Origin of the sequence: Pseudomonas segetis (genome assembly GCF_900188155.1) — a bacterium.
GTDB classification, from domain to species: Bacteria; Pseudomonadota; Gammaproteobacteria; order Pseudomonadales; family Pseudomonadaceae; genus Aquipseudomonas; species Aquipseudomonas segetis.
Map to the genome: position 1 here is coordinate 904,349 of NZ_FZOG01000002.1, position 25,271 is coordinate 929,619.

At 56.4% G+C, this 25,271-nt stretch carries 22 protein-coding genes; 16 read left to right on the plus strand and 6 right to left on the minus strand.

From position 1 onward, the window contains the following. The first annotated feature begins 106 nt into the window (after nucleotides 1-106). From CHB79_RS10055 to CHB79_RS10075, 5 genes are all read left to right on the plus strand, one after another. Nucleotides 107-1,027, plus strand: a complete 921-nt coding sequence (locus CHB79_RS10055; protein ID WP_089359757.1) for a LysR family transcriptional regulator — start codon at nucleotides 107-109, stop codon at nucleotides 1,025-1,027. Between the two features lie 95 nt (nucleotides 1,028-1,122). Continuing rightward, on the plus strand, nucleotides 1,123-2,097 hold the full coding sequence (locus CHB79_RS10060; RefSeq protein WP_089359758.1) for a hydroxyacid dehydrogenase: 975 nt from the start codon (nucleotides 1,123-1,125) through the stop codon (nucleotides 2,095-2,097). Nucleotides 2,098-2,109: 12 nt separating this feature from the next. Continuing rightward, complete coding sequence (locus CHB79_RS10065) at nucleotides 2,110-2,808, plus strand: RraA family protein (protein WP_010488234.1); 699 nt, start codon at nucleotides 2,110-2,112, stop codon at nucleotides 2,806-2,808. Nucleotides 2,809-2,891: 83 nt separating this feature from the next. Beyond that, nucleotides 2,892-4,181 carry a CitMHS family transporter gene (locus tag CHB79_RS10070; RefSeq protein WP_010488235.1) on the plus strand — a complete coding sequence of 430 codons (1,290 nt, stop codon included), beginning with the start codon at nucleotides 2,892-2,894 and terminating at the stop codon, nucleotides 4,179-4,181. A 262-nt stretch (nucleotides 4,182-4,443) separates the two neighbouring features. Next, nucleotides 4,444-5,637 (plus strand): IS4 family transposase, encoded by a 1,194-nt coding sequence (locus tag CHB79_RS10075; protein WP_029529579.1) that lies wholly within the window; start codon nucleotides 4,444-4,446, stop codon nucleotides 5,635-5,637. Nucleotides 5,638-5,712: 75 nt separating this feature from the next. Here the strand turns inward: CHB79_RS10075 and CHB79_RS10080 are convergent, their stop codons facing one another. The 6 genes from CHB79_RS10080 to CHB79_RS10105 all read right to left on the minus strand — a co-directional run bounded on the left by CHB79_RS10080 (nucleotide 5,713) and on the right by CHB79_RS10105 (nucleotide 11,472). Beyond that, on the minus strand, nucleotides 5,713-6,207 hold the full coding sequence (locus CHB79_RS10080) for a DUF2569 domain-containing protein (RefSeq protein WP_010488237.1): 495 nt from the start codon (nucleotides 6,205-6,207) through the stop codon (nucleotides 5,713-5,715). A gap of 146 nt (nucleotides 6,208-6,353) precedes the next feature. Beyond that, nucleotides 6,354-6,764 carry a hypothetical protein gene (locus CHB79_RS10085; protein ID WP_010488238.1) on the minus strand — a complete coding sequence of 137 codons (411 nt, stop codon included), beginning with the start codon at nucleotides 6,762-6,764 and terminating at the stop codon, nucleotides 6,354-6,356. Between the two features lie 161 nt (nucleotides 6,765-6,925). Further along, complete coding sequence (speA, locus tag CHB79_RS10090) at nucleotides 6,926-8,839, minus strand: arginine decarboxylase (protein WP_010488246.1); 1,914 nt, start codon at nucleotides 8,837-8,839, stop codon at nucleotides 6,926-6,928. A gap of 129 nt (nucleotides 8,840-8,968) precedes the next feature. Beyond that, nucleotides 8,969-9,340 (minus strand): translation initiation factor Sui1, encoded by a 372-nt coding sequence (locus tag CHB79_RS10095; protein WP_089359759.1) that lies wholly within the window; start codon nucleotides 9,338-9,340, stop codon nucleotides 8,969-8,971. 509 nt (nucleotides 9,341-9,849) lie between these two features. Then, on the minus strand, nucleotides 9,850-10,401 hold the full coding sequence (locus CHB79_RS10100) for an NUDIX hydrolase (protein WP_010488254.1): 552 nt from the start codon (nucleotides 10,399-10,401) through the stop codon (nucleotides 9,850-9,852). A 3-nt stretch (nucleotides 10,402-10,404) separates the two neighbouring features. After that, on the minus strand, nucleotides 10,405-11,472 hold the full coding sequence (locus CHB79_RS10105; RefSeq protein WP_010488256.1) for a DUF2333 family protein: 1,068 nt from the start codon (nucleotides 11,470-11,472) through the stop codon (nucleotides 10,405-10,407). 1,518 nt (nucleotides 11,473-12,990) lie between these two features. Here CHB79_RS10105 and CHB79_RS22410 point away from each other — a divergent pair. From CHB79_RS22410 to purD, 11 genes are all read left to right on the plus strand, one after another. After that, nucleotides 12,991-13,758: a methyl-accepting chemotaxis protein gene (locus CHB79_RS22410; RefSeq protein ID WP_425439596.1), complete on the plus strand. Its 768-nt coding sequence runs from the start codon at nucleotides 12,991-12,993 to the stop codon at nucleotides 13,756-13,758. Nucleotides 13,759-13,922: 164 nt separating this feature from the next. Further along, a complete protein-coding gene (locus CHB79_RS10115; protein WP_089359970.1) occupies nucleotides 13,923-15,710 on the plus strand; it encodes a protein-disulfide reductase DsbD in 1,788 nt (595 codons plus the stop codon). A 121-nt stretch (nucleotides 15,711-15,831) separates the two neighbouring features. Beyond that, the gene (aroQ, locus tag CHB79_RS10120; RefSeq protein ID WP_010488261.1) at nucleotides 15,832-16,275 is read left to right on the plus strand and encodes a type II 3-dehydroquinate dehydratase; all 444 of its coding nucleotides are present in this window, start codon (nucleotides 15,832-15,834) and stop codon (nucleotides 16,273-16,275) included. Nucleotides 16,276-16,297: 22 nt separating this feature from the next. After that, nucleotides 16,298-16,759, plus strand: a complete 462-nt coding sequence (gene accB, locus CHB79_RS10125; RefSeq protein ID WP_010488263.1) for an acetyl-CoA carboxylase biotin carboxyl carrier protein — start codon at nucleotides 16,298-16,300, stop codon at nucleotides 16,757-16,759. 17 nt (nucleotides 16,760-16,776) lie between these two features. Then, the gene (gene accC, locus CHB79_RS10130; RefSeq protein WP_010488265.1) at nucleotides 16,777-18,126 is read left to right on the plus strand and encodes an acetyl-CoA carboxylase biotin carboxylase subunit; all 1,350 of its coding nucleotides are present in this window, start codon (nucleotides 16,777-16,779) and stop codon (nucleotides 18,124-18,126) included. A gap of 148 nt (nucleotides 18,127-18,274) precedes the next feature. Continuing rightward, nucleotides 18,275-19,153 carry a 50S ribosomal protein L11 methyltransferase gene (gene prmA, locus CHB79_RS10135; RefSeq protein ID WP_089359761.1) on the plus strand — a complete coding sequence of 293 codons (879 nt, stop codon included), beginning with the start codon at nucleotides 18,275-18,277 and terminating at the stop codon, nucleotides 19,151-19,153. Nucleotides 19,154-19,244: 91 nt separating this feature from the next. Next, nucleotides 19,245-20,567, plus strand: a complete 1,323-nt coding sequence (locus CHB79_RS10140) for a DUF3426 domain-containing protein (protein WP_089359762.1) — start codon at nucleotides 19,245-19,247, stop codon at nucleotides 20,565-20,567. Nucleotides 20,568-20,746: 179 nt separating this feature from the next. Beyond that, on the plus strand, nucleotides 20,747-21,745 hold the full coding sequence (dusB, locus tag CHB79_RS10145) for a tRNA dihydrouridine synthase DusB (protein ID WP_010488271.1): 999 nt from the start codon (nucleotides 20,747-20,749) through the stop codon (nucleotides 21,743-21,745). Continuing rightward, on the plus strand, nucleotides 21,742-22,062 hold the full coding sequence (gene fis, locus CHB79_RS10150) for a DNA-binding transcriptional regulator Fis (protein ID WP_010488273.1): 321 nt from the start codon (nucleotides 21,742-21,744) through the stop codon (nucleotides 22,060-22,062). The genes dusB and fis overlap by 4 nt, the downstream gene beginning before the upstream one ends. Before the next feature lie 72 nt (nucleotides 22,063-22,134). Next, on the plus strand, nucleotides 22,135-23,742 hold the full coding sequence (gene purH / locus CHB79_RS10155; protein WP_089359763.1) for a bifunctional phosphoribosylaminoimidazolecarboxamide formyltransferase/IMP cyclohydrolase: 1,608 nt from the start codon (nucleotides 22,135-22,137) through the stop codon (nucleotides 23,740-23,742). A gap of 225 nt (nucleotides 23,743-23,967) precedes the next feature. Beyond that, nucleotides 23,968-25,257: a phosphoribosylamine--glycine ligase gene (purD, locus tag CHB79_RS10160; protein WP_089359764.1), complete on the plus strand. Its 1,290-nt coding sequence runs from the start codon at nucleotides 23,968-23,970 to the stop codon at nucleotides 25,255-25,257. The last annotated feature ends 14 nt before the right edge of the window (nucleotides 25,258-25,271 follow it).

Consider the following 25,271-nt stretch of genomic DNA (forward strand, 5'->3'; position numbering starts at 1 on the left):
TAGTCAGCCAGATGAACGTGCGGGCTTTTGTGAGCAGTAGAAACGATGGGCATTGATCCCTCCATATTCGTTTACCCTGAGATTCTTTGTCGGGTTGGATGTGACTATGGATTTGCGAGATCTTTATTATTTCGAAATGGTTGCCGTCTACGGAAGTCTCGTACGCGCCGCAGACCGCGTGCACAAGACCCAGCCCGCTCTTTCGAAAAGTATTCAGCGCCTTGAAACTACACTCGATACAGCTCTGTTCAATCGCGAAGGCCGCCGCATGCGTCTTACTCCGGCAGGTGAGTTGTTGCTGCTACGGGCCCGACATTTGCGTTTAGGCGTCGAAGAGACGCAGCGAGAAATTCAGGGTTTCGCCAAGGGAACAGCAGGTGTTGTACGCCTTGGCTGCGGGCCGACAGCTGCTGAGTTTTTACTGCCGCGCCTAGTGGAAATACTCCTTGAGCTGGCGCCTGAACTGACTCTGGATTTGATCACCGGCCAAAATGATCTGCTGGTCAACTCTCTACGTACCGGCCATGTCGACTTGCTGATCAGCCCGTTATCTGCAATTGATTCTGAAGTGTTCGAGACACATGCGTTACTTGAGGATGAGGTGGTAGTGGTCGCCAGCGGCGACCACCCGCTATTGGAAAAGGAGGTATCCCTGATTGACCTTTGCTCCTGTCGCTGGGTCTTACCAGCACCTTCAGTAGCAACACGGCGCTGGTTGGACAATACCTTTTTCAACCACCACTTGGATCTTCCCAAGATCCACATTCAGACCAACTCCCTAAGCGCTATGCCACGCTTGATCACTCACACGAAACTGCTCAGCTTCATTTCCCGACACAATCTCAAACTAGGCCACGCAGGGGCTAATTTGAAAGAAATCGTCCTGAAGCAAACCACCATGAACCGAAGTTTTGGTCTGGTGCGGCGTCGCGAGGCATACCTGTCGCCCCCAGCAGCGTTTGTCGTCGATCTTCTCCAGCGAGAAGGTAAAGCACTGTTCACTGCGCACTGCTCTCAGGATATATAAAACCAATTCATATAAAGATAAAAAACTGGAAATAGATTTATAGATGCGCCCATTGAATGATGAGGTCATTCAAACAAAGACAAAGGGCGCACCTCATGCCTCACACCATTCTTGTCACAGCACCAACGCTGGCAAGTGCGGGCCTTGATTTGCTGTTATCTCAGGACTGCCGTGTTCTGTTCACTCCTTCAGGACAAGCCCCTGAAGATATTGCAAGGATCATGACAAGCGAGCCAGTCGATGCAGTTATTTCTCGCACCCTGGAGCTGAATGCCGCCGCTATTACCAACTGCCCGACCTTGAAAGTGATTTCCAAGCATGGAGTCGGTGTCAGTAACATTGATGTCGCAGCGGCCACTCTTTGCCAGATTCCTGTCTACATCACGCCCGGAGCCAATGCGCAATCGGTCACCGAGATGACACTCGCGCTAATGTTCGCTGCGGCTCGCCGGGTCAACTGGCTGGATCGGGAGATCCGTGAAGGTCGCTGGTCGAGATCCCAGGACGGCCTGGAGCTAAGCGGTCGCACATTGGGTTTGGTTGGTTTCGGCCAGGTGGCCCGACGAGTGTCGAGAGCTTGCCAAGCAATAGGCATGTCGGTCGTTGTGTATGACCCCCTCCTTCCCCATGACAGTGATATGGAAGGCGCAGAGCGCGTCGGTTCGTTAACTGACCTTCTTCCACGCAGCCACATTTTGAGCTTGCATGTTCCCCTCACATCACAGACGCGCAACTTCATTGGAGCAACGCAGTTGGCGATGCTGCCAGAAGACGCAGTATTGATTAATACCGCGCGTGGAGAAGTTGTTGATGAACAAGCCCTGGCACAAGCGCTGAGCGAAGGCCGCTTATATGCCGCTGGCCTGGACACCATGGCCCTTGAGCCACTCCCTGAAAACAGCCCACTACTGATGCTCGAAAACGTAGTGCTTACCCCTCACGTGGGCGGCTCAACGCCTGCCGCACTTTCGGCCATGGCAATGGGTGCTGCACGCAACGTACTGGGTTACCTCAACGGCGAGCCGAGTGCTCGATCCGCCTGCGTTAACCCCAGCGTCCTCAATCACTGATCAGGTTCTCCCATGTCTAGTTGCAGCATTCAAAACTGGCCTACCGGCTATCGTATCAACCCGCGTGTCAACGCACTGAATGAGTCACTTATTGAAGCGTTTCGCGCGATTCCTGTCGCTGTTGCAGGCGACTGCATGGGACGCAGTATTGGCTCTCGCGGCCTGCATATGTATCACGGCGATCTGTCGTTGAAAATGTGCGGCCCGGCCTTCACCCTTCGCATCCGCCCTGGCGACAACCTGATGGTGCACAAAGCATTGATGATGGTTCAACCGGGGGACGTACTCGTTATTGATGGCGGTGGCGATGTCAGCCAAGCAGTCATTGGTGGACTTGTCCGCACTACGGCACTTCGAGTCAAACTCGGGGGCATCGTAATCGATGGTGCCGTGCGTGATCTTGAGGAGCTCGCAGAGGGCATCCTTCCGGTGTTTGCCGCCGGCCATACTCATAGAGGCCCGAGCAAAGACGGCCCAGGTGAAATTAACGTGCCAATCGCCTGTGCTGGATTGTGCGTACTACCGGGCGATCTCGTGCTTGGCGATGCCGATGGCGTGATCTCAATTCCTGCTCTAGACGCCGAACAGCTCTTGCCAAAGACGTTGGCGCATCTTGAACGCGAAGCATCAATTCGTGAAACCAACAGGCTCGGTACCGCTGATCCTGAGCGTTTCGACGCGTTGTTACGCTCAAAAGGACTTCCAGTTTGAATCCTTTCTAACGTAGAACTCGCTCATTTGTCATTAGGGCGAATGCGGCCTACCTGTACAACTATAAAAAACAGGACGACGACATGCTTATGATCCTTAGCTGCGTAATGCTGGCTAGCTTTATCTATTTCTTGATGAGTAAGAAACTGTCTGCGCTCACAGCGCTGATTCTCATCCCGACCCTGTTCGCACTCATTGGAGGATTTCATGCTGAACTGGGTAAATATGTGATAGATGGTTTGCGCTTGGTTGCGCCCAATGGCGTGCTGATGATTTTCGCCATGCTCTACTTCCTGACGATGACCGAAGCTGGAATGTTTGATCCCCTGGTAGCCAGGATCGTAAGAGCCGTACGTGGTGACCCTGTAAGGATATTTATCGGAACCGTATTGCTCGCTTTCATCGTTGCGCTCGATGGCGACGGAGCAACTATTTACATGATTGTGCTTTCTGCGTTCCTGCCCATCTACAAACGCCTCGGCCTCTCACGCCCAATGGTTTGCTGCTTGCTACTGCAGGTATCAGGCCTGGGAAACATGGTGCCTTGGGGCGGGCCGACCGCACGCGCGGCCACCGCGATGCATGTCGATGTGGGCGAAATGTTCGTCCCAATGATTCCAGCAATACTCGCTTCCGTCGCTTGGACATTCGCCCTGGCTTATATGTTTGGGCGTCGCGAGAGAGTTCGCCTAGGGGGAGCCATTGACATCAATGGTGATTTCTCTGAACTGGGTGAGCATCGAGGTGCTGGAGGCTGGCGTTTCAACTTCAACTGGGCCCTTACGAGCCTACTGATCTTGGCGCTATGCCTGGAGCTGTTCCCCCTGAGTTACCTGTTTATGGTCGCGGCGTGCATGGCACTAATCGTTAACTTTCCTAGCCTTAAAGACCAGCAGGATCAACTGGCACTTCATGCACCGCCAATACTGGCAGTTTCCAGCTTGATCTTTGCAGCTGGCGTTTTCACCGGGGTACTCACCGGCACTGGCATGACAAAAACTGTTGCAACTGGATTGCTAGAAATCATTCCAGATAGTTTCGGCCCTTTCATGGCTCTGCTGACAGCGTTACTCAGTATTCCACTGACCTGGCTGGTTTCCAACGATGTGTTCTACTTCGGCATACTGCCTATCCTCGCAGATACAGCACAACATCACGGGATAAGTGCCATCGAGATGGCACGAGCCTCCTTGATCGGGCAGCCCGTGCACATACTCAGTCCGTTGGTGGCTTCGACTTACCTAGTGGTGAGCATGCTCAAGCTGGATTACGCCGAGAACCAGCGTTTTACGCTGAAGTGGTCTGTGGTAAGCAGTCTTATACTTCTCTGCGTTTCCCTCCTGACTGGGATTTTCCCTTTGTATGTTCGGTAAATCTATTGGGCTCAATTAACAACGCCGTAAGCGAAAAGGCTTGGTCTTTTACAGTTTCGGCTAAGAACTCATGGCCTGGAAATTATTTAGCCGACCTCCTCACGCAGATGGTGCAGAGCTCAATGTATCAATAGCAGAACAATAGGGGACAGACCCTGAGGAATCCCCACAAAATTCCCTTTTGCATCAGTTGGATAGCTTGAAAGAGCCTGCATGATTCGGGCAGTTTGGTAGTCGCCAAACAAACCAACTTCCGAGACTCATGCAGGCCGTACGATTTTTACACAAGTCACTTTCTCAAGCACTCCCAACCGTTCACGCTAAACGCCTTACCTCCTTGATGAGTTGTGTCGCATCTTTGCTTCGCGGTCATCGCTTAACGCTGACCAGCCTCGGTAGAAGCTTGCCCGGCAAGGCTTACGTCAAGCACTCGATCAAGCGCGTAGATCGTTTGCTTGGTAATCACCACTTACATCACGAACGGCCGTTGTTCTACTGGATGATGCTCAGGGCCTTGCTTGGCTCACTGCCTCATTCTGTGATCCTGGTGGATTGGTCGCCGATCAATGCTGCCTCTGATCTTTATTTGTTGCGCGCCTCTATTCCGCTCGCCGGGCGGGCGTTTCCAATTTACGAGGCAGTGCATGATCGGGAAGGATGTCCCAAGCGGCAGGGTCAACTGCTCGATGCCTTGGCGCTCATGCTCCCAGAACACTGTGTTCCGATTCTGGTGACTGATGCTGGTTTTCGGCGTCCCTGGTTTCAAGCCGTTGAGAGCAAAGGCTGGTATTACGTGGGCCGTGTGCGTAACAGGGATCTCTATCGCAATGAGTTAGGTCAGTGGCAACCAATCAAGCAGCTATACAAGCAGGCGACATCGGCCGCCCGATCACTCGGCTTGATCGAGATGACGCGCAGAGCCCCGCATCTCTTACCGCTTTATTGCGTGCACCAAACGCCCAAGGGGCGTAAGCATCGGCGGGTGAACGGAAGTATTGCCCGCAACAAAATGAGCCGACAGAACGCTCGACGTGAGCAGGAACCTTGGTTGCTGGCCAGCAACCTGCCACAACCACAATGGACGGCTCGCCAGATCGTTGGTATTTACCGCAAGCGGATGCAAATCGAGGAAGGATTTCGGGACGTGAAAAGCCTACGCTTCGGTTTTGCTTTCGACCTGCACCGCACGCGCTGCCCACGTCGCATTGAGATCCTGTTGCTGATCGTTGCGCTGGCCTGCTACATCTTGTATTTGGTAGGCCTGAGAGCTCGAACAACAGGTCAGGCTCGTCGTTTCCAAAGCAACAGTATCAAGCATAAAACTGTGCTGTCGCTCTGGCGAATCGGGCTCGAATACCTAGGGCGCTCAGAAAGTGATTTTTCCAATTCGGTACTTGCTGAAATGGAGCTACTGCTGCGTGATGAAGTGCGCCGCCAAGCTCTCCAACTGGAGTAGATTTGTGGGGATTCCTCAGGGGCAGACCACGTTTTATTCTAAACATCAGTCAGAAAACCGTGGTATGTCCCCTATTTACTCTTTGTTAGGCATGTGCCCCACAAACGTAGCTTCTACCCTTTTGGATACAAGCATGTACGGAACCCAAACTAAAACGACAAACAATGCTCGTAAAAATTCTTTTTTAGTTTCAGGGTCGAATGCAGGCCCGCTGTCAGGAATAAAAGTGCCAACCCAAACGTCAAGAGGAATAAAAACAACAGCCACGAGTGTTACGGTTATGAAAACCTTGGGGAATAAGTAGTGCTTAGAGAAAAACAAATAAATTAAATAAATATATACCATGACAATTGCAGAGTTATAAATTAGCTCTGCGATTAATAGCGGCCCCCAGAGTGGGTGGTATAGCTCTGTTCCAGGTGTTGTTAAAAAATTAAATGTACCATCTGTGAAAACAGGATAATACGAAGTAGCAAGCGTATGTGCTATGCGAAGAGGTGTAACGATTATGCCTAACCCTATAAGTACGAGCCAACCTTGCAAGCCTTTTAATACTTTGTCCTCTTGCATAACCTCTCCTTAGCTAGATAGATGACTTTATTAACAACGATTAGCTCAAGTTTTGATAGCGTAACGCAGGAACAATAAGAACAACAAGGGACAGACCACGCTTAATTCAAAATATCAGCTAGAAAACGTAGCCAGCCCCCTATTTACTATTTCTTAATACGATGCTCAACGAACTCGTAGTCAGCTTGACAGTCAGCGGAAGGGTCTTTAACCGTATTGACATACTTGATCGTATCGCTATCGATTACGGTGTAGAGATACACCTCTGCGGTTGGCACTCCATCAGTTTTCAACTCATTCTTTCCATCGATTGCTTTCCATCTGCCAACTTCGGTACTTATGGGTTTTGATTTATTTTTGTCAGCGTAAAACGAAATTTCAAATCGCCCGTCGGAAGTGAACTTTGAGTTCCATGCCAGAAACCGGCATTTCCCGCCTTGCTCCCTCATGCCTTCCCACTCACCAACGATCCGCTGATCCTGTAGCTCTTCAGCCTGTACAACGACAGGTGTAAGGCAAACACAAGCCAAAAAAGTAGCTAATACAAACTTGTTCATCGATAACTCCTTGTTATTGGGATTTCCCTGAGTGATGAATAGGGCACAGGCCACTGCTTAATCAAAGCCTCAGCTTGAGTAGCTTAAACGGCTTTTCTTCACTCCCTGCAACCCTAAACCAGAAAAACCGGCACATGGCCGGTTTTTTGTTCAGTTTCAGCTTATGAAGACAAGTACGAGGAGCGTGTCAGGCCCAGACGTAGCGCATCAAGGAAGGTGGTGCGCTCACGGGCTGTGATCTTGGCGCTGGCGACTTTGTCGCGGTAATGGGTCATCAGCTCTTCTGGCGACAAGTGCACGTAGCGCAGCATGTCCTCGATGGTGTCGTGGGTTTCGATCCCAGCGTGGTAAACACTGCCATCCGGGTTCTGGTAGATATTCACCGAATCGGTATCGCCGAACAGGTTGTGCATATCGCCGAGAATTTCCTGATACGCTCCGACCAGGAAGATACCCAGCAGGTAGTCTTCGCCCTCGCGCACTTCATGCACTGGCAAGCTGCTTTCGATGCTCTGCTCATCGACGTATTGACGAATCTTGCCGTCGGAGTCACAGGTCAGGTCCTGCAGCACGGCACGGCGCAGTGGCTCTTCCTCGAGACGATTAAGCGGCAGTATTGGCAATACCTGGCCAATCGCCCAGGTATCGGGCAGGCTCTGGAATACCGAAAAGTTGCAGATGTATTTGTCGGCCAGCTTGTCGTTGAGTTCATCAAGCACCTGGCGATGCGAACGCTGGCGCGCCTTCATCGAGTTGTACAGGCGACGGCACACCGCAAAGTAGCACTGCTCGGCCAGGGCCTTTTCAACCAGGCCAATCTTGCCTTCGGCATACTGGCTGGCGACATCGCTCATGTAATGGGTGGCGCGCCAGTAGGTTTCGGTGGCCATTTCAAAATCAGTCGGCGCCAGCAGGTCCGCGAGGTAACCCACGGTTTCCGGAAGGCTTTGACGGTCTTCGATCACCGGCACTTCATCATTGTGCTTTTCAACGTCGGTCACCTGCACCACCAGCATGGCGTGGTGTGCGGTCAGCGAGCGGCCGCTTTCCGAGAAGATATTGGGATGCGGCAACTCCTGCGCGTCGCAGAACTCCTTGAGCATGCCAACGACAACGCCTGCATAGTCGTCCATGTCGTAGTTGATCGAGCTGGCATTGCGCGAGTGGGTGCCGTCGTAGTCAACGCCCAGGCCTCCGCCAACATCGATGTGATCAACCGGCAAGCCAAGGCCACGCAATTCGCCGTAGTAACGAATCGCTTCCTTGAAGCCGTGTTGGTAGTCGGCCAGGTTGGCGATTTGCGATCCCATATGGAAGTGCAGCAGGCGGATACCCTGGTCCAGCTTGGCCTCACGGAAGCGCTCGACCACAGAGAGCAACTGGGCGGCAGACAAGCCGAACTTGGACTTTTCACCGCCCGTATCGGCCCACTTCGAAGACGCCAGCGAAGACAAGCGCACACGCAGACCAATCTGCGGCGCCACCTTGAGCTCAGCGGCTTCATCGATCACCAGTTGAACTTCGGATTCTTTCTCGATGACGATAAACACATTGTGACCGAGCTTCTGGCCCATCAATGCCAACTTGATGAACTCGCGATCCTTGTAGCCGTTGCAAACGATGGTGCCGCCCTTTGGCGCCAGCGCCAGTACGGCCAATAGCTCAGGCTTGGAGCCGGCTTCAAGGCCAATGGCGACATCCTTGGTGGCGATGATGTTCTCGACCACCGCTTCTTGCTGGTTGACCTTGATCGGGTACAGCGCCATGTACTTGCTCTGGTATTCCAGGCGCGCGATGTTGGCGTCGAATGCACCGGTCAGCTGACGCACACGGTCTTGCAGGATATCCGGGAAGCGCACCAGCAACGGCAGGCTCAGGCCGCTGGCGCGCAGCTCGTCAACCTGCTGATAAAGATCAATCGGCGTGCTGTCGGGGCCATTGGGGCGCACTTCTACGCGGCCGCTGTCATTGATGGCGAAATAACCAGCGCCCCAATGACGAATTCCGTAAACGCTACGGCTGTCGGCAACCGTCCATTGGCTGCCGTCATCTTTACGTGTGCGTCGCGCAGACATTGAAGTCTCCCTTGCTTGCGATAGATAGCCCTGGCTGAGCCAGTGCCTCTACAGGTTAAAATCTGGAAATGACGATTTCTCAGTAGCTGACAAGCAACCTACCGAGCAAGTTTAGAATAGTCGCTTGGCTTAGCCGCCAGACTTCTTCGCTTTGAAACCGCGCTTTGTGAGTTCTTCGAGCAGCAGTTCGACATGATCGCCCTGGATCTCAATCACCCCGTCTTTCAGCGAGCCGCCGCAACCGCAGCGTTTTTTCAGCGCAGAAGCAAGCTCTTTCAGGGGGTCTTCAGGCAGAGGCACACCGCTTACAGTGCTCACGGTTTTACCGCCACGGCCTTTTGTTTCTCGGCGCACGCGGGCAATACCATCGCCTTCAGGGACTCGATTTTTTTTACAGATGCAGGCATCGACTGGCTGACTGCAATCCGGGCAATGCCGGCCTGTGTCAGTGGAATACACCAAACCGCTCAAGGCGGCGAATGACGAGGCTTTCTTGACCACCGGCTATCCTCTTTGGCAGGTCAGAAACGTGCTGGATGACAATCAATCCAACAGGTTTGAAAGCGATAGGCTGACAAGCGTCAACCGCGAAGCCCCACTCTGGCAGGGGCAGCGCACCACAACCCTTGGAATCCCCTGAATAACTACTGCGCTCGATATTAGGGCGTTAAAAACTGTTCAAAATGCTCATTTACAACACCTGAGGTCGAGCGCGACCCCGGTCGCTTTTTCACAGTTTTTGACTCGCTGGCACTCACCCTTCGGGCCAGCCTTTGGCTGTTACTCCCGTTGGTCGTTGCGCCTTGTCCTATCTTTGCTCGCAACCTTCTTCAGAGGTTCCCTTGGGCTGTGGTTTAAAGGGCGCGCAGTGTAACGAGAAAATTGCCGGATGCTAAGCATAAAAACGCGCCATTAATCGCTGATTTAGCGACGCTTACCGGCATGCGTTCAACATCGTGGACAGCCTGCCTGCATATCCTGAACAAAATCAGCCGGTAGCCCGTAAAGGCTCAGCACCCGTTGTCTTGACGCTGCATTTCAAGATAGGCCCGCAAGGCCTGCAATGAGTCTGGGCAGTAGTCCCTGACAACAGATTCGGCCAGAGCCTGCTCCACGCTTATAAACCGCGCCTCAAGTACTTCCTCCGGCTGCAGGATCAGCGGCGCGTCGGACACCGCCGAAAACACGGCGCACCACAATCGGTTGTCAGCCTGGTCAAAAAAGAAGCGCTGGCACTCACGCAATATGACCCCACCGATCCCCAGTTCTTCGTGCAGCTCACGGGCAGCCGATTCAGCGTAGCTTTCATCCGCCATGACCATGCCGCCAGCGGCTACATCCCAGTATCCGGGATACAGTGCCTTGCTCAACGTACGCCGATGCACGCAAAGCAAGCCTGCGGAGTTGAATAACAGGATAAAGGTCGCGCGACCAATCAGGCCGCGCTCTCGCAACTGCGCGCGGGGCAAGGCCCCGAGTTGACGGTCCTGCTCGTCAACCCAGGCGATTCGTTCCGCGTCTGAGGCCGCCCTGTGCGCGGCCTCGGCTTGCGAGATAGGCATCGATCAGCCCTGTGACAGCAGTTGGCGCAGGTCGATGATCCCGGCGTTGGCCCGTGAAATGTAGTTGGCCATGACCAGCGAGTGGTTGGCCAGCAATCCATAGCCGCTACCGTTGAGGATCATCGGGCTCCAAATGGGCTCTTGCGCCGCTTCCAGCTCGCGAATGATCTGACGCACGCTTACCGTGGCGTTCTTCTTGGCCAGCACATCGGCAAAGTCGACTTCCACTGCACGCAGGAACTGGGCAAGCGCCCATGCCTGGCCGCGCGCCTCATAGAACACGTTGTCGATCTGCATCCACGGGGTTTCGTAGGCGCTTTCGTCAACCTTGACCGCAGCTCCGGCGGCGACAAGATCTTGTTTGACGTCAGTGTTCAAACGTACCTGGCCGACACTGGCCGACAGCCGCTGCGACAGCGAACCCAGGCGTGTTGCGGCATCGCCCAGCCAGTTATTGAGGTTATCGGCACGGGTGTAGAACTGCGCGGCAGGCTTGGCGTCGCCCGCCAGGCGTGCGAGGTAGCGGTCCAGGGACTTGATGCCTTCGCGGTATTCAGACTCGGATGCAGGCAGTGCCCAGCTCTTGTTATCGAAGTTGAAGCGTGGCTCAGCCTTGGCCAGGTCAATGTCTTCGGTGGACTGTGATTGTGAGCGAGAAAAATCCTTGCGCATGGCGCGCGACAAGTCACGCACCTGTACCAGCACACCCAGTTCCCAGCTCGGCATGTTGTCCAGCCACAGGCCTGGAGGCGCGAGATCGTTGGACAGGTAGCCACCCGGCTTTTCGAGCAGGGTCGTGGCCACATATTTCAGGGTTTCGACTGTGGTGTAACCGTTGACCATCTGCCGCTGCGCATTTTGTGCGGCTGATTCGGCGTGCTGCTGCACAGGGAACTGTTCAGGCTCCTGGCTCCAGTACCAGCCAATGACCAGTGCCACCAACAGATAGATGCCAAGCAGCGTGCCAAATATCTTGGTCACCCAGCCTCCGCGAAAATAACTGCGTACGTTGCCGACTGAGTCGTCGACACTGTCACGCGCGCCAGTCGTGCGTTTCTTCCAATCCAGCATGGCAATGTCCTTCTTTGTACGGCGTTCGGTAGTTCGACCGCAACCTCAGGCAAGGGTTGCGCGACAGGTTTCCACTATAAGGGAAACGCGCAGCAATGCGCACCGTGAACCACAACCTTAGCATTGCACGCTGCGTTATACCCGCGCTCAATACCCTGAGACGCCAGCACCGGCTCAAAGACTGGTGCGCTGAACTGCAGGCCACTTGGCAATTTCCGACAGCGTCATACTCCTGTAATAAAAACGCAATAACTTCATGGACTTACGGCAGATCGCAGCTGCTCGATTTTGCCCATACCGTTACGTTGTCGGTAGAGTCCTATGCGCCTTAAGTTCCTCACCAATCTCAATACCGCCCTGCTTGTTACTGCCTGCATTGCCTTGGGCGCGACACTCTGGTGGTCGCAACACGCCCTTGAACGCCCCTATGCGCTGATGGAGCGCTACATGAATTTGTCTGAACGTTTCCAAAAAAACGTCAGCCGCAATATTTATGCTTACCTGCAAAGCGGCGATGCATTGCGCCACAGCGAAGCCCTTAAGGCCATTGATGAGCTGCAACCGGAGCTTGACCAGCTACCTGCAGCGCTCGCCGGCAACGTGCGCAACAACCTCGATGCGCTGCGTAACTTCAGTGCTGGCGAGCTGCTGGCCGCTGGCAAGCTGGCCGGTGATCCACAAGGCCTGCTGGTACAGGCCGAACGCGAAATGGCCAGCGCCCTGGAGCAACTCGCACAATATGCCGCCAGCGGTGATCCACAAGCGGCCAGTCGCTACCACGCACCGCTGTTCAATGCCTCGCAACACCTGCTCAAGCTTGCCCACGCCCGAAACAAAATGGTCGCCAGCGCCAACAGCGAACTGGCTGCCGACGTTGAACGCGAACATCTGGCACTGGAGCAACAGGCCCAGATCCTGGGCGAACTTCCCCTGCTGGGCATAAAAGAGAGCAATGAATCGGCCAGTGAGGGCTTTGCGGCCATGCTCGGGCTCGACACCGCCGACCAGCAAGGGCAGACAGAGGATCGTGGCATCGGCCTGAAACGCGAGTTCTCCAGCCTGATCAAACGCTACCCGAACGAGCTCAAGAGAACGCTCAACCTGATCGAGCAACGCAATCAACTGAGCCAGGCCACTCGCACGCAAATCGACAATCTCAGCCAGGCCCTGAACGAACTGGAGCCCCTGGTCCGCGCCGAGCATGGCAAGATCCAGGGCGAAGTCCGGCTCTTGCAGGGGGCGATGATTGGACTGATCCTGTGTATTGCCCTGATCATCGATACCTTGCAGCGACGCCTGACCCGCGTGCTGACCTTGCTGGTTCCAGCGCTGTCGAACTGGGCACAGGGCAACTTTGCCACGCCGATCAAGCTCAACAACAAAACCCGCGAACTGGTGGATATCGAAGACTCGCTGAATCACTTGCGCAGCTACCTGGTCGAACTGGTTGGCACTATTCGCCAGCACGCCGAGCAAGTCGCAGGCTCAAGCCGAACCCTGGCCGACCTGAACGGCGGAATGCACCAGGGTGCCGAACGCCAAGCCGCGGACACCGCCCAGATTCGCGACGCACTGGGCAGCCTGGAGTCGACTATCGTCCAGGTTGCTGGTGACGCCAGCGACGCCGCAGATGCCAGCCGCAATGCCGACAAGGCCCTGGAGCAAGGCCAGCAGGTCATCAGCCAGAGTTTGTCCGGCCTGCATACTTTGGCCGGGGAAGTGCAAAACAACGCCCAGGCCATTGAGCGTCTGGCCGAGGAAACCACCACCATCGGCAATGTACTGACGGTTATCCGCGGCATCGCCGAGCAAACCAATCTGCTGGCCCTCAATGCCGCCATCGAAGCTGCCCGCGCCGGTGAAATGGGCCGTGGCTTCGCAGTGGTCGCCGAAGAGGTTCGCTCACTGTCGCAGCGCACCAGCGGCGCAACCGAACAGATCCAGGAATTGATCGCACGCCTGCAACAAGCGGCCAGGCACTCGGTCGATGCAATGCGCAGTCAACTGGAGCACGCGCAGGTCAGCGCCAACCAGGCGGCACAGGCGGATGGCGCACTGGATGAGATCGTCAGTTCGATTCGCACGATCACTGATATCGCCAACCGCATTGCAGCCGCTACAGCCCAGCAGAGTGGAGCCGTCAGTGAAATCCGCAGTCACAGCGAGCGAATCCACAGCCTCGGCGATGACAATTTGCAACGTATCGGCAAGGGCCGCGACCAGGGTAAACAACTGCTCCAGCTCGGCGCGGAATTACGCACGGCAGTGCAAGCCTTCAATTTATAGCCACTAGCCGCTGGATGCGTATATTTGTCGCACCAGCGCTGCACCTTGCCATCTGGACGTTTTGCGGCATTTCATCGGCCTGACAAAGCCGCTTACAGCTCAGTCGATGCCATCGCTTGCCCGGCTCCGCTATGATGGGCGGATACTTGTTTGTCGAGATTCACATGCGTCGCCTAATCAGTCTGATCCTGCTCATCATCGCAATCCCGGCCAGTGCCAGCCTGCTCGACAGCCGGCCCGCCCTCGCACCCATCGGCGCCGCGCTAAATAACAGCGCCGACTTTTTGCCCGTTCGCGAAGCCTTCAAGCTCAACCTGATCAGCAGCTCGGCCGATGGCGTGAAGCTACGCTTCGTCGCCACCGACGGTTATTACCTGTACAAGCACCGCTTCAAATTCAGCACCGAACCAGCCGATATCGGCCTCGGCGAGGCGCAAATGCCTGCCGGCGAACAGAAAACCGACGAGTACTTTGGCGAGGTCGAGGTTTACCACAACATTGTCGACGTGGACCTGCCGATCAGCCCGCCGACCGACCGTGCCTACACCCTCAATGTCACCTACCAGGGCTGCGCTGACAAAGGCCTGTGCTATCCGCCTGAAACCGAGCAGATCCAGATTGGTGGCGGCGCAGCGGCCAGCAGCGACACCCTCGGCGAAGCCACCGCCAGGTCCAACTGGAAATGGACAGACCTGGCGCTGTTTTTCCTGGCAGGCCTGGGCCTGACCTTCACGCCTTGCGTGCTGCCGATGTTGCCGATCCTTTCTGGCGTGGTCTTGCGCGGCCGCCCAAGCAACCGTCGCGGCCTGGTGCTATCACTGGCCTACGTACTGCCAATGGCTGCCTGCTACGCAGCGCTCGGTGCATTGATGGGCCTGTTCGGCGCAAGCCTCAACCTGCAGGCCATGCTGCAATCGCCTTGGGTGCTGATCCCATTCGCCTTGTTCTTCAGCCTGTTCGCCATTGCCATGTTTGGCATGTTCGAGATTCGCTTGCCGGCATTCATTCGCGAACGACTGGACCGCAAGGCTTCGCAAACCCAGGGCGGTTCGATCGCTGGCGCCGCCACCCTGGGCGTACTGTCCAGCCTGATCGTTTCGCCCTGCGTAACAGCGCCGCTGACCGGCCTGTTGCTCTATATCAGCAGCACCGGCGATGCCCTGGGTGGTGGCTTGCAACTTTTTGCCCTGGGCCTCGGGATGGGTGCGCCACTGGTACTGATTGGCGCTGGCGGCGGGGCATTGTTGCCACGCAGCGGTGCCTGGATGAACGGTGTGCGCAACCTGTTCGGTGTGATGTTGCTGGCTGTTTCCATCTGGCTGCTTGATCGCTTGCTGCCTGGCCCTGTGACCTTGGCGCTGTGGGGCTTGCTGGCAGCGGGTTCGGCCCTATTTCTCGGCGCCCTGGAATTCAATGTCAAAAGCTCCAGAGGCAAGCTCGCGCAACTCGCAGGCCTTGCCCTGTTGGTCTATGCCTTGACTGCCTGGGTGGGCGCACTGCAGGGCCATGATGACCCGCTTCGCCCGCTCGGACGCATGCAACTGGGCAACACACAAATCACCTCAAGCGACCAGGCCCGGCATGGCAGCTGGCAAACCGTCACCAGCGGCGCAGAACTTGATGCCGCCCTGGCCGCCGCCAAAAGCAATGGCAAGCCCCTGCTGCTCGACTGGTATGCGGACTGGTGCATCAGTTGCAAAGTCATCGAGCGAGAAGTGCTCACCGATCCCAATGTCATGACCCGCTTGAACGACTATGCCTTGGTGCGCTTCGACATTACCGACAGCACCCCAGCTCAACGTTCGGTTTTGGATCGCTATTCGTTGTTCGGTCCCCCCGCCATTCTGTTTTTCGATAAAAACAGCGACGAATGGCACGACCTGCGCGTGGTGGGTGAAGTGGACGCCGAAACCTTCTCCGCCCGTCTGGATAAAGCCCGCGAACGCTTTTAGGTATCTCGGTCATAAAACTGGCGCAAACACCGGCTATCGTGCTGGCTACTGCATAGAACTAGACAGTCACGAGCCGACTCCGGCATAGTTCTGCGTGTGAAAACAACAAGGAACACCGAACATGGCGACCTTATTGGTCCTGCACGGCCCGAATCTAAACCTGCTTGGCACCCGCGAGCCGGGCGTCTATGGCGCCACGACACTGGAACAGATCAACCTTGATCTGGAGCGCCGTGCCCGTGAAGCCGGGCATCACTTGCTGTACCTGCAAAGTAATGCCGAGTACGAGTTAATCGAGCGCATTCACGCTGCCAGAGGCGAAGGCGTCGACTTTATCCTGATTAATCCAGCCGCTTTCACACATACAAGCGTCGCATTACGTGACGCATTGCTGGCGGTGAGCATCCCATTCATCGAAGTGCATTTATCAAACGTGCACAAGCGCGAAGCATTCCGCCATCACTCCTACTTTTCGGATGTTGCTGTAGGCGTGATCTGCGGCCTTGGCGCCAGCGGTTATCGGCTGGCCCTGGAGGCTGCACTCGAACAACTTGAACGGCCCTGACCCAACTGGGAGTTGAAAAGCTATGGATATTCGTAAAGTCAAAAAACTGATCGAGCTGCTGGAAGAATCCGGCATCGACGAGCTGGAAATTCACGAAGGTGAAGAGTCGGTTCGCATCAGTCGCAACAGCAAGCAACCTGCTTATGCGCAGCAACCGGTGTACGCACCGGCACAGGCACCTGCCCCGGCTGCAGCACCTGCCGCGCCAGTTGCCGCTGAGGCCGCAGCGCCTGCAGCGCCAAAACTCAACGGCACCGTGGTGCGCTCGCCAATGGTCGGCACCTTCTACCGCGCTTCATCGCCAACCTCGGGCAACTTCGTAGAAGTGGGCCAGAGCGTCAAGAAAGGCGACATCCTCTGCATCGTTGAAGCGATGAAGATGATGAACCACATCGAAGCTGAAACCAGCGGCGTTATCGAATCCATTCTGGGCGAGAACGGCCAGCCGGTTGAATACGACCAGCCTCTGTTCACAATCGTTTGAACCGAGGAGAGCCAGCGATGTTGGAAAAAGTTCTAATCGCCAACCGCGGCGAGATCGCATTGCGCGTCTTGCGCGCGTGCAAAGAATTGGGCATCAAGACAGTTGCCGTGCACTCCACAGCTGACCGTGAATTGATGCACTTGGCTCTGGCTGACGAGTCTGTTTGCATCGGCCCTGCGGCCGGCACGCAGTCCTACCTGAATATCCCGGCGATCATCAGCGCAGCTGAAGTCACCGGCGCTACGGCGATTCACCCGGGGTACGGCTTCCTTGCGGAAAACGCCGACTTCGCGGAACAGGTGGAAAACTCAGGCTTTGCCTTTATCGGCCCCAAAGCCGAAACCATCCGCCTGATGGGCGACAAGGTTTCAGCCAAGGAAGCCATGATCAAGGCGGGCGTGCCTGTGGTACCCGGTTCCGACGGTCCGCTGCCTGAAGATGAAGAAACCGCCTTGGCGATCGCTCGCGAAGTAGGTTATCCGGTCATCATCAAGGCGGCAGGTGGCGGTGGCGGTCGCGGCATGCGCGTGGTCTACAAGGAAGAAGACCTGATCAAGTCAGCACGCCTGACGCGCAGCGAAGCCGGTTCGGTATTTGGCAACCCAATGGTTTACCTGGAGAAATTCCTCGGCAATCCGCGCCATGTGGAAGTCCAGGTACTCTCCGATGGCCAGGGCAACGCCATTCACCTCGGTGATCGCGACTGTTCGTTGCAACGCCGCCACCAGAAAGTGCTTGAAGAAGCACCGGCACCGTACATCAATGAACAAGCCCGTGCCGAAGTGCTCAAGCGTTGCGTCGATGCCTGTATCGAAATTGGCTATCGCGGCGCCGGGACATTCGAGTTCCTCTACGAGAACGACAGGTTCTACTTCATCGAGATGAACACTCGCGTGCAGGTAGAGCATCCGGTGACTGAAATGGTGACCGGCATCGACATCGTCAAGGAGATGCTCAGCATCGCGGCTGGCAACAAGCTCTCGTTTACCCAGGACGACGTAGTGGTTCGCGGCCACGCGCTTGAATGCCGGATCAACGCAGAAGACCCCGATAACTTCATGCCCTGCCCGGGCAAGGTTAAGCACTTCCATGCACCCGGCGGCTTTGGCGTTCGCGTTGACTCGCACCTGTACAGTGGCTACACCGTACCACCGCATTACGACTCGTTGATCGGCAAGCTGATCACCTACGGGGCCACCCGTGACGAAGCCATGGCGCGCATGCGCAACGGCCTCGACGAGATGGTAGTCGATGGCATCAAGACCAATATCCCGCTGCACCGGATGCTGGTTCGCGACAAGGGTTTCAATGAAGGTGGCGTGAACATTCACTACCTTGAGAAGAAACTGGGCATGGACAAGCACTGATACCAGTGCCTGCATGACCGACCAGAACAAGGGCTGCCGTTTGGCGGCCCTTGTTGTTTACGCCGTTCTATATCTGGAAGCGCGCCAGCCCCTACAGTAAGCTTGCCCGCTCAAAAAGTTCACTTCTTTGCGTCTTCGAGGTTCCGCCATGCCCTGGTTACAAGTTCGTCTCGCCATCACTCCGGAACAAGCGCCGACCTATGAAGACGCCCTGCTCGAAGTGGGCGCAGTATCCGTGACCTTTATGGACGCTGAAGACAACCCGATTTTCGAGCCGGAGTTGAACACCACGCCCTTGTGGTCGCACACCCATTTGCTGGCTCTATTCGAAGCCGACACCGACGCCAACGCCCTGCTCGCTCATCTGGAGCTGCTCACAGGCGGCGCACTCCCAGAGCATCAGATCGAAGAGATTGCCGATCAGGATTGGGAGCGCAGCTGGATGGATAGCTTCAAACCCATGCGCTTTGGCCAACGCCTGTGGATTGTTCCGAGCTGGACCGACGCCCCCGAGCCGGACGCAGTGAACCTGCTACTCGACCCCGGCCTGGCATTCGGCACGGGCACGCACCCCACTACCGCCTTGTGCCTTGAATGGCTCGACGGCCAGCCCCTGAAAGACTGCAGTGTTATCGACTTCGGCTGCGGCTCGGGCATTCTGGCAATAGCTGCACTGCTGCTCGGCGCGCCACAAGCCGTGGGCACCGATATCGACCCACAGGCACTTGAGGCCTCGCGCGACAATGCCGGACGCAACGGCATCGACCCGGCGCGTTTCCCACTGTACCTGCCAGCCGATATGCCACAACAGCCAGCCGATGTAGTGGTTGCCAATATTCTTGCCGGCCCCTTGGTGAGCCTGGCCCCGCAAATCACCAGCCTGGTCAAACCCGGTGGTCGCCTGGCATTGTCTGGAATCCTCGCCGAGCAGGCTGAGGAGGTTCGCGCGGCCTATGCCGGTGACTTCGAGCTCGATCCAACCGCGACCAACGACGGCTGGGTACGCATCACAGGCGTGCGCCGTTAAACGCCTCGCCTATATGCAGCGCTATCTGTACTTGCGTTAGACTTGAGCCAAATAGCAGCAGAACCAACCCAATGTTCGACCGGACCGCCGCATGACCGAGAGTTTTGTCACCCAGTGCCCACAATGCCAGACCAGCTTTCGCGTGAACGCCACGCAATTGGCTGCGGCGCACGGTGCGGTGCGTTGCGGCGCCTGCCTGAATGTCTTTAATGCAGCCCAACAGCTGCAGCGCCTGGGTCATATCATTGCACCGGCGACCAGCAAAGCGGTCACTGGCGAAAAAACCACTGCTGCTACCAAACCCGCGCCACCTGAACCGCCCAAGACCAAGGAACCTGAAGACACCCTGTGGATTCATGACGACCTTGACCTTGACGAGCTGGACCTGGACGAAGAACTGGCCAAGCTTGAAGAGCGCGAGCAACAAATCTCGCAAGAGATTCTCAACCTTGAGCGCAGCACCCACTTCAGCTCTGTATTCGCCTCACCGCCGCGTGACACACAGGTGGAGCACGATGAGCGCTGGGCAGAAGAACTGCTGCGTGAAGATGAAGCCAAGGCAGACGAAAAACCTGCACTCGCCTCCCTGGGCCTGAAACAACAAGACACCCGCAACAGCCCGCCGCCAGCGACCCAGCCCTTTGCGCAACAACCTGTGGCGCCACAACCAATAGAGCGCGAACCTGAGCTGAAACTAACCGACGCTGATTTCGGCGCAACCGACAGCGAAGCGGCAGAACCACCGCTCCAGGCCGAACCGCTGCAACGCGATGAGCCGCCCCTGAGCGACATGGATAATGACGCCGACGAACCGCAACCCGCGCCTTTTATCCCCCTGGCGGTTTCTCGCCATGAGCCCAATGTTGGCCACAACAAACTGTTTGAACTTGAAGACGAACCCGTCGAGTTCGAGTGGCAAAAGCCCGGACCGTCCTGGGGCCGGATTATTGGCTGGGCAATCCTGATAGTGCTGGCTGGCGCGGCATTGGCCGGCCAGTATGTTGCCTACCATTTCGAGCAGTTGGCGCGCCAAGACCAGTACCGCCCGTTATTTGAGCAACTGTGCCCGAAAATTGGTTGCGAACTGCCATCAAAAGTCGACATCAGCATGATCAAGAGCAGCAACCTGGTGGTGCGCTCTCACCCCGAGTTCAGCGGTGCGTTGGTGGTCGATGCAATCATCTACAACCGTGCGGCCTTTTCGCAGCCCTTTCCGCTGCTGGAAATTCGCTTCGCCGACATCAACGGCAAACTGCTTGCCAGTCGTCGCTTCACCCCTGGTGAATATTTGGCAGGCGAACTCGCAGGACGCACGGAAATGCCCCCGCAAACGCCGATCCACATATCGCTGGATATCCTTGACCCAGGCAGCCAGGCGGTTAACTACAGCCTGAGTTTCCACTCGCCGCAATAGCTTGACCCCGACCACAAAGGTACGGCTTATCGCCCTCATAACCCTTGGCGATAAGCTGGCAACTGTTCAGATTTTGTTCAAAACAGCCTTTATCCGGTCATCCAGAGCAGGTATGATTCTCCCCCTTTTTCGCCGTCTCCTATTTGTCTCATCAGCTAGTCTCTTGAGCAGGGAACCCTATGTCGACGTTACGCATCGGCCCGTACACACTGCCGAACCAGTTGATCCTGGCGCCTATGGCCGGAGTCACTGACCAACCATTTCGCAAGCTCTGCCAGCGCTTGGGCGCGGGCATGGTGGTATCTGAAATGGTCACCAGCGATGTGCGGTTGTGGAATACGCGTAAATCAAGCCTACGCTTGATCCATCAGGATGATCCCGAGCCACGCTCGGTGCAGATCGCCGGTGGTGACCCGCAGATGCTTGCTGACGCGGCTCAGCGGAACGTCGAATTGGGCGCCCAGATAATTGATATTAATATGGGGTGTCCGGCGAAGAAGGTCTGTAACAAGGCGGCAGGTTCTGCGCTACTGAAAGACCAAGACCTGGTCCGTGAAATCTTGCATGCCGTGGTCGGTGCAGTCGATGTGCCGGTCACCCTGAAGATTCGCACCGGCTGGGATAGAAACAACAAGAACGGCGTAGAGGTGGCAAAGATTGCCGAACAAGCCGGGATTGTCGCGTTAGCGGTACATGGTCGCACCCGTGCGGATCTTTATACCGGTGACGCCGAATACGACACAATTGCAGCGATTAAACAGGCGGTTTCAATTCCGGTGCTGGCCAATGGCGACATCACCAGTCCGGAAAAGGCCAAGGCAGTGCTTGCTGCAACTGGAGCGGATGGACTACTGATAGGCAGGGCAGCTCAAGGGCGACCCTGGATATTTCGCGAGACCGATCATTACTTGCGTACAGGCAAAAAAATGCCGGCACCAAGCCTGGTCGAAGTAGAAAGCATTTTGCTGGAACACCTTGGCGCACTGCATGCCTTCTATGGCGAAGTGATGGGCGCTCGAATCGCCCGCAAGCATGTGGGTTGGTATCTAGCAACTCTGCCGGGCGCCAGAGAGTTTCGCGCCGAGTTCAATCGCCTTGAATGTACGGACGCACAGTGCGCCAACGTTCGCCAGTATTTCCGCGAACGGCAAAATGATGGAGATGGGGTGGCTGCATGACGATGTTGACCGAGACTTTAGGAAGTGGAATTGCACCTGTGAGTGACAACACCAGTTTGAAACAGCACCTCAACACGCCAAGCGAAGAAGGGCAAACCTTACGCGGCAATGTTGAGAAAGCGCTGCATAACTATTTCGCCCACCTTGAGGGCGCGGATGTCTCTGACGTATACAACCTGGTATTGACCGAGGTTGAGGCGCCACTGCTAGAAACAGTGATGAACTACGTCAAAGGCAACCAAACCAAGGCATCCGAACTGCTCGGCCTGAATCGCGGCACCCTGCGCAAGAAGCTCAAGCAGTACGACCTACTCTAATTTCTTCCTCTCAAAAAGGGCGACCTAAACAGTCGCCTTTTTGTTTATATCTCTGCTCTGATGGACTCTGAAATGACCGACCAGACCACCCGCCTCCCCGTTCGCCGCGCCTTGATCAGCGTATCTGACAAGACTGGCATCCTCGAATTCGCTCGCGAGCTCGTCGCCCTCAATGTGGAAATTCTTTCCACGGGTGGCACATACAAGCTGCTCAAGGATAACGGCGTCGCGGCAGTTGAAGTCGCTGATTACACCGGCTTCCCGGAAATGATGGACGGCCGGGTCAAGACCCTGCACCCGAAGATCCACGGCGGCATTCTCGGTCGTCGCGCGATTGACGGCGACGTCATGACCCAGCACGGCATCAAGCCGATTGACCTGGTTGCAGTCAACCTGTACCCCTTCGAAGCCACTGTCGCCAAGCCCGACTGTGATCTTGCCGACGCCATCGAAAATATCGACATTGGCGGCCCGACCATGGTCCGCAGCGCTGCCAAGAACCACAAAGACGTGGCCATTGTGGTCAACACCGGCGACTACGCCAGCATCGTCGAAAGCCTCAAGGCAGGCGGCCTGAGCTACGCACAACGTTTCGACCTGGCCCTCAAGGCCTTTGAGCACACCGCGGCCTACGACGGCATGATCGCCAACTACCTGGGCACTATCGACCAAAGCGCTGAAAAGCTGAGCACCGAAGATCGCGGCGCCTTCCCGCGCACCTTCAACAGCCAGTTCATCAAGACCCAGGAAATGCGTTACGGCGAGAACCCGCATCAGAGCGCCGCGTTCTACGTCGAGGCCAAAAAGGGCGAGGCCAGCATCGCCAGCGCCGTGCAGCTGCAAGGCAAGGAACTGTCTTACAACAATGTTGCCGATACCGATGCCGCGCTTGAGTGCGTCAAGAGCTTCGTCAAGCCTGCCTGCGTAATCGTCAAGCACGCCAACCCATGCGGTGTGGCCGTTGTGCCTGAAGACGAAGGCGGCATTCGCAAAGCCTACGACCTGGCCTATGCCACTGATACCGAGTCGGCATTTGGCGGCATTATTGCCTTCAACCGTGAGCTCGATGGCGAAACCGCCAAGGCCATTGTCGATCGCCAGTTTGTTGAAGTGATCATTGCGCCACGCATCAGCGCCGCCGCCCGCGAAGTGGTCGCCGCCAAAGCCAATGTGCGCCTGCTTGAATGCGGCGAGTGGCCAGCCGAGCGCAGCCCGGGTTGGGACTTCAAACGCGTTAATGGCGGCTTGCTGGTACAAAGTCGCGATATCGGCATGATCACCGCCGACGACCTGAAGATCGTCACCGCTCGCGCGCCAAGCGAGCAAGAAATCCACGACCTGATCTTCGCCTGGAAAGTGGCCAAGTTCGTTAAGTCCAACGCCATCGTCTACGCCAAGAATCGCCAGACCGTGGGTGTTGGCGCCGGCCAGATGAGCCGGGTCAACTCAGCCCGTATTGCCGGGATCAAAGCCGAGCACGCCGGGCTGCCAGTACCGGGCGCTGTAATGGCAAGCGATGCCTTCTTCCCGTTCCGCGACGGCATCGACAACGCGGCCAAAGCTGGCATTACCGCGGTGATTCAACCAGGTGGCTCGATGCGCGATAACGAAGTGATTGCTGCCGCCGACGAAGCCGGCATTGCCATGGTCTTCACTGGGATGCGCCACTTTAGACACTAAAAGACGGTCGCGCTCAAGCATCCGCCTGCGCTGTTGCATGCTGACGCTTGATCGCAACCTCGAAATGTGTTGTCAGTTTTGAACACGGGCAGGGTTAGTTCGTAGGGTGGATGACGCTTTTTTCATCCGCCATGGGCAACACCAAACCTACAGTTTAGTAGGGTGGATAACGCTCAGTTTATCCACCAACAGGGCTAACCGGCCTACCTCCATCAGGGGACAGACATGAATGTTTTGATCATTGGCAGCGGCGGTCGTGAACACGCACTGGCCTGGAAAATCGCGCAAGACCCACGCGTCGAGAAAGTATTTGTCGCACCCGGCAACGCGGGCACTGCGACCGAGGCCAAATGCGAAAACGTAGCGATTGATGTACTGGCGCTCGAGCAGCTGGCTGATTTTGCCGAGAAGAATGTCGAGATCACCATCGTAGGCCCCGAAGCACCGCTGGTTGCTGGCGTGGTTGACCTGTTCAACCAACGCGGCCTGCATTGCTTCGGCCCCACCGCTGGCGCCGCTCAACTGGAAGGCTCGAAAGCCTTTACCAAGGACTTCCTGGCACGGCACAAGATACCCACGGCCGACTACCAGAACTTCACCGAAGTAGAGCCTGCCCTGGCCTACCTGCAAAAGGTTGGCGCTCCCATAGTGATCAAGGCCGATGGCCTGGCGGCCGGTAAAGGCGTGATCGTCGCCATGACCCTGGCCGAGGCCGAAGCAGCCGTGCGCGACATGCTCGCGGGCAATGCATTCGGTGAAGCCGGCTCCCGCGTGGTGATCGAGGAATTCCTCGACGGCGAAGAAGCCAGCTTTATTGTGATGGTCGACGGCGAAAACGTACTGCCGATGGCCACCAGCCAGGACCACAAGCGTGTGGGCGACCAGGACACCGGCCCGAACACTGGCGGCATGGGCGCTTACTCACCAGCGCCGGTTGTCACCGCTGAAGTGCACAAGCGCGTGATGGACGAGGTGATCTGGCCGACCGTCAAGGGCATGGCCGCTGAAGGCAACCTCTACACCGGTTTTCTGTATGCGGGCCTGATGATCGATAAGTCCGGCGCGCCCAAGGTCATTGAATTCAACTGCCGCTTCGGCGACCCGGAAACCCAGCCAATCATGCTGCGCCTGCAATCAAGCTTGTTGCTGCTGATCGAAGCGGCGCAAGCCAAGGCCCTGAACATTGTCGAGGCCCAGTGGGACCCACGCCCAAGCCTTGGCGTGGTCATGGCTGCAAGTGGCTACCCAGCCGACTATGCCAAGGGCGATGTGATCAAGGGGCTTGATAACGCCGCAACAGCCGACGGCAAAATCTTTCACGCCGGAACCGCTCTGAAAGACGGCCAGATTGTCACTTCCGGAGGTCGCGTCCTGTGCGCAACCGCGCTTGGTGAAACAGTCCAGCAAGCGCAACACAATGCCTATGCCCTGGCCGCGAAGGTTGACTGGCAAGGCTGTTTCTATCGTAAAGATATTGGCTACCGCGCAATCGCACGTGAAAACGCCAAAGACTGACCCTTCCCGCGCAA

Coding starts and splice junctions, on each gene's coding strand:
- CHB79_RS10105 (WP_010488256.1), bottom strand. CDS start 11,472: ATGCTGGATTGGAAGAAACGCACGACTGGCGCGCGTGACAGTGTCGAC.
- accC (WP_010488265.1), top strand. CDS start 16,777: ATGTTGGAAAAAGTTCTAATCGCCAACCGCGGCGAGATCGCATTGCGC.
- CHB79_RS10085 (WP_010488238.1), bottom strand. CDS start 6,764: ATGAACAAGTTTGTATTAGCTACTTTTTTGGCTTGTGTTTGCCTTACA.
- CHB79_RS22410 (WP_425439596.1), top strand. CDS start 12,991: ATGCACCAGGGTGCCGAACGCCAAGCCGCGGACACCGCCCAGATTCGC.
- speA (WP_010488246.1), bottom strand. CDS start 8,839: ATGTCTGCGCGACGCACACGTAAAGATGACGGCAGCCAATGGACGGTT.
- purH (WP_089359763.1), top strand. CDS start 22,135: ATGACCGACCAGACCACCCGCCTCCCCGTTCGCCGCGCCTTGATCAGC.
- aroQ (WP_010488261.1), top strand. CDS start 15,832: ATGGCGACCTTATTGGTCCTGCACGGCCCGAATCTAAACCTGCTTGGC.
- CHB79_RS10055 (WP_089359757.1), top strand. CDS start 107: ATGGATTTGCGAGATCTTTATTATTTCGAAATGGTTGCCGTCTACGGA.
- CHB79_RS10100 (WP_010488254.1), bottom strand. CDS start 10,401: ATGCCTATCTCGCAAGCCGAGGCCGCGCACAGGGCGGCCTCAGACGCG.
- prmA (WP_089359761.1), top strand. CDS start 18,275: ATGCCCTGGTTACAAGTTCGTCTCGCCATCACTCCGGAACAAGCGCCG.
- fis (WP_010488273.1), top strand. CDS start 21,742: ATGACGATGTTGACCGAGACTTTAGGAAGTGGAATTGCACCTGTGAGT.
- purD (WP_089359764.1), top strand. CDS start 23,968: ATGAATGTTTTGATCATTGGCAGCGGCGGTCGTGAACACGCACTGGCC.
- CHB79_RS10070 (WP_010488235.1), top strand. CDS start 2,892: ATGCTTATGATCCTTAGCTGCGTAATGCTGGCTAGCTTTATCTATTTC.
- accB (WP_010488263.1), top strand. CDS start 16,298: ATGGATATTCGTAAAGTCAAAAAACTGATCGAGCTGCTGGAAGAATCC.
- CHB79_RS10065 (WP_010488234.1), top strand. CDS start 2,110: ATGTCTAGTTGCAGCATTCAAAACTGGCCTACCGGCTATCGTATCAAC.
- CHB79_RS10115 (WP_089359970.1), top strand. CDS start 13,923: ATGCGTCGCCTAATCAGTCTGATCCTGCTCATCATCGCAATCCCGGCC.
- CHB79_RS10060 (WP_089359758.1), top strand. CDS start 1,123: ATGCCTCACACCATTCTTGTCACAGCACCAACGCTGGCAAGTGCGGGC.
- CHB79_RS10140 (WP_089359762.1), top strand. CDS start 19,245: ATGACCGAGAGTTTTGTCACCCAGTGCCCACAATGCCAGACCAGCTTT.
- CHB79_RS10080 (WP_010488237.1), bottom strand. CDS start 6,207: ATGCAAGAGGACAAAGTATTAAAAGGCTTGCAAGGTTGGCTCGTACTT.
- CHB79_RS10075 (WP_029529579.1), top strand. CDS start 4,444: ATGCAGGCCGTACGATTTTTACACAAGTCACTTTCTCAAGCACTCCCA.
- dusB (WP_010488271.1), top strand. CDS start 20,747: ATGTCGACGTTACGCATCGGCCCGTACACACTGCCGAACCAGTTGATC.